This is a genomic window from Terrisporobacter sp. (genome assembly GCF_017888745.1).
Classification (GTDB): Bacteria; Bacillota; Clostridia; order Peptostreptococcales; family Peptostreptococcaceae; genus Terrisporobacter.
On record NZ_JAGHFM010000222.1, the window covers coordinates 1 to 3,655 of the forward strand.

General features: G+C 28.8%; 4 protein-coding genes. 3 read left to right on the plus strand and 1 reads right to left on the minus strand.

The genetic code is table 11. The features are described from left to right. Window positions 1-195: 195 nt before the first annotated feature. Window positions 196-759, plus strand: a complete 564-nt coding sequence (locus tag J7G74_RS10595; RefSeq protein ID WP_297135060.1) for an NUDIX hydrolase — start codon at window positions 196-198, stop codon at window positions 757-759. Between the two features lie 12 nt (window positions 760-771). Beyond that, window positions 772-2,550: an aminopeptidase P family protein gene (locus J7G74_RS10600; protein WP_297135062.1), complete on the plus strand. Its 1,779-nt coding sequence runs from the start codon at window positions 772-774 to the stop codon at window positions 2,548-2,550. Window positions 2,551-2,612: 62 nt separating this feature from the next. Here the strand turns inward: J7G74_RS10600 and J7G74_RS10605 are convergent, their stop codons facing one another. Beyond that, window positions 2,613-3,146 carry a GNAT family N-acetyltransferase gene (locus J7G74_RS10605; protein ID WP_297135064.1) on the minus strand — a complete coding sequence of 178 codons (534 nt, stop codon included), beginning with the start codon at window positions 3,144-3,146 and terminating at the stop codon, window positions 2,613-2,615. A gap of 166 nt (window positions 3,147-3,312) precedes the next feature. Between J7G74_RS10605 and J7G74_RS10610 the strand changes: the two genes are divergently transcribed. Next, window positions 3,313-3,588, plus strand: coding sequence for a hypothetical protein (locus J7G74_RS10610; protein ID WP_297135066.1), 276 nt, complete (start codon window positions 3,313-3,315; stop codon window positions 3,586-3,588). Window positions 3,589-3,655 lie beyond the last annotated feature (67 nt).

Here is a 3,655-nt window from a genome sequence, read left to right on the forward strand (position 1 = left end):
ATAGTTAACATGATTAATACACTATATAATGGGTATGTTTGTAGAAATGTATTAGAAACTTCTGTTAAAATGCAGAAGTTTTTTGTTTTATTATAATATTACATATAAACTTAAAATTAAGGTAATGACCTATTGATAAAAGACATAGAGTGTTATAGAATTTGTGATAGGGGCATTATTTAAGGGGAGGTAAAGGTGGATCTAAGAAAGAAAATAGAAAATTATTTACCGTATAACTGTGAAGAAAACAAAGATAAAGAGATAATGTTAAAATATATGGATTTATTTCCTAATGTACTTACTAGAAATAATGAGATAGGACATTTTACGTCTTCCTGTTGGATAGTAAATGAGGAAAGAAGTAAGGTACTCATGGTTTATCATAATATTTATGGCTCATGGTCTTGGGCTGGGGGACATGCAGATGGAGATGAGGATTTACTTTATGTTTCTTTAAAAGAAGCTAAAGAAGAAACTGGTCTTAAGAATATTGAACCTTTATCTAGTGAAATTTTTTCTCTGGAAGTTATGGGCGTAAATGGCCATATGAAAAAAGGAAAATATGTGTCATCACATATACATTTAAATGTTACTTATTTACTTTGTGCTGATGAAAACGATATAACATATATTAAAGAGGATGAAAATAGTGGTGTTAATTGGTTTGAATTGGATGAAGCAGTTAGTATTAGTAATGAACCCTATATGAAAAAAGTATATGCTAAGTTAAATAATAAACTTAAAGAATTTAAATTTTAGAGGTGGTTTAATATGATTAACGATAGAATTTCAAAATTAAGAAAAGTTATGAAAGAAAGAGGTATTTTTGCCTACATAATTCCATCAGCAGATTATCATCAAAGTGAGTATGTTGGAGAGTTTTTCAAAGGTAGACAATTTATATCTGGATTTACAGGTTCAGCTGGTACTGTTGTTATAACAGAAGAGAAAGCTATACTTTGGACAGATGGTAGATATTTCTTACAAGCTGATAAAGAATTAGCAGGAACTTGTGTTGAACTTTATAAAATGGGGCAAGAAGGAGTTCCAACTACATTTGAATATATAGAGAAAGAAGTTCCAGCAGGATCTAAAATAGGATTTGATGGAAGAGCTATAAGTGCTTTAATGGGTAAAGACTTAGAAGAAAACTTAGCTAAAAAAGATGTAACTATATCTTATGAAGGTGATTTATTAGATGAAGTTTGGGAAAATAGACCAGCTTTATCTGATGCAAAAGCATTTTTATTAGATGTTAAATATAGTGGAGAAGACTTCAAAAGTAAAATAGCTAAAGTTAGGGAAGCTATGAAAGCTATTGGTGCAACTACTCATATATTAACAAGCTTAGATGATATAGCTTGGTTATTTAATATAAGAGGTGGAGATGTAGCTTACAATCCAGTTGTACTTTCTTATGCAGTAGTTACTTTAGAAAAAGCGACTTTATTTGTTGATGAAAATAAATTAAATGAAGATATATTAAACAGTTTTGCTGGAGAAGTAGTTGAAGTAAAAGGATACTTTGAAATAGATGAGTTCGTTAAAACAATAGAAAAAGAAGAAGTTGTTTTAGTTGATAATAATAAAATTAGTTATACTATATTAAAAAATATACCAGAAGGTGTTAAAGTAGTAAGTGCTATAAATCCTACTACCATATTTAAAGCACAAAAAAATGAAGTTGAAATAGAAAACACTAGAAATGCTCATATTAGAGATGGTGTTGCTGTTACAAAATTCATGTATTGGTTAAAAAATAATATAGGTAAAATAGAAATAACTGAAATAAGTGCAGCTGAAAAATTAACTCAGCTTAGAAAAGAACAAGGTAATTTTATAGAACCAAGTTTTGCAAGTATAGCTGGATATAAAGAGAATGGTGCTATAGTTCACTACAGTGCTACAGAAGAAAGTAATAAAACTTTACAACCAGAAGGATTATTCTTATTAGACTCTGGTGGACAATACTTCGATGGTACTACTGATATAACAAGAACTTTCGCCCTTGGAAATATTACTGAAGAAGAAAAATCTCACTTCACATCTGTTTGCAGAGCGATGGTAAGATTATCTCAAGCTAAATTCTTATATGGTGTTAATGGATATTATTTAGATATTTTAGCAAGAGGAATACTATGGGAGCAAGGCCTTAACTACAACCATGGTACAGGACATGGTGTAGGACATGTATTAAATGTTCATGAAGGACCAAATGGTGTAAGATGTGACAATAGAAATTCAGCAACATTAGAAGAAGGTATGATAACTACTAATGAGCCAGGATTCTATAAAGCAGGTTCTCATGGTATAAGAATTGAAAATGAAATGCTTTGTAAAAAAGGTGTCAAAAATGAATTTGGACAATTCATGGAATTCGAACCTCTTACAATAGCTCCAATAGATTTAGATGCTATAGATGCAACTCTTATGAAAGATGATGAAAAAGAATATTTAAATACATATCACAAACATGTATTTGGTACTTTAAGTCCATTCTTAACAGAAGAGGAAGCAGCTTGGTTAAAAGAATATACTAGAGCTATATAGTTTTTAAGGAATAAGCCTCTTTAATTAGAGGCTTATTTTATTATAGATTTCTGAATTACGCATTAGTTTTCAAAAAATTCTTTTGAGTAAATTACAGTTCCACTTACATTTTTAAGAGAGTCTTTTTCAAGTTCTATTGCCATAAAGTTTTCACTTGGAACTTCAAAAGGTGGAATTATTTCAAAGTTTTTAGCTTTTATAAACCCAAAACGAGGATAATATTTTTCACTACCAAGAACTATAACAGACTTATATCCCAATTCTTTTGCAATTTTTAATCCTTCTTTAACTAATTTACTTCCTACGCCTTTGTTTTGATATTCTGGTAATACTGCAAGAGGAGCTAGGGCTAGTGATTCAGTTTTTTTATTATTGTTTTCTATTAATATTTTTGTAAATAATATATGGCCGATTATACTATTGCCATCAGTAGCTACTAATGAAAGTTCAGGAATAAAACTTTTAGATTTTCTAAGTCTGTTAACTAAGTCTTGTTCAGTTCCATCCGAGTGCTCTGCATTTTCAAATGATTTTTTTACTAAATTGTATATTATATCAATATCCTCGTTTTTTTCTTGCCTTATATGTATTGTCATAATTAAATTCTCCCTATTAAGATTTATATATTAAATATATTTTAATATACTTTGATTATTTTAGTACTAATAAAAACATCTTATTTTATAGGATATTTCATTTGGTTAACAAATAAAATTAAAATGGATATAGTATAGTAATAAAATAAATAGGAGGTTGAGTGTTATGAAATGTTGCTCATGCAAGATAGGAAGAATTGTGGAAATATTAGATACTCCTAATAATCAATATAAATTTATTACTATAGCCATGAATCCTAGAGATATTTATACTTATACAAGACTAGTATACAGTGATACAACTTTGATATCAGATGGAGAATGTAATGAAATTCGTGTTGAAGATTTAAAAATTGGAGATTTAGTAGTGGCTTATCATTCCAATGCGATGACTATGAGTATACCACCTCAAACAAGTGCTTATATTATAGAAGTAAGATAGATGAAATTAGGCAATAATAGGAATTAAATGATATAATAAATGTTATAGATTAATTGTATTAACTCAA

Coding starts and splice junctions, on each gene's coding strand:
- J7G74_RS10605 (WP_297135064.1), bottom strand. CDS start 3,146: ATGACAATACATATAAGGCAAGAAAAAAACGAGGATATTGATATAATA.
- J7G74_RS10610 (WP_297135066.1), top strand. CDS start 3,313: ATGAAATGTTGCTCATGCAAGATAGGAAGAATTGTGGAAATATTAGAT.
- J7G74_RS10600 (WP_297135062.1), top strand. CDS start 772: ATGATTAACGATAGAATTTCAAAATTAAGAAAAGTTATGAAAGAAAGA.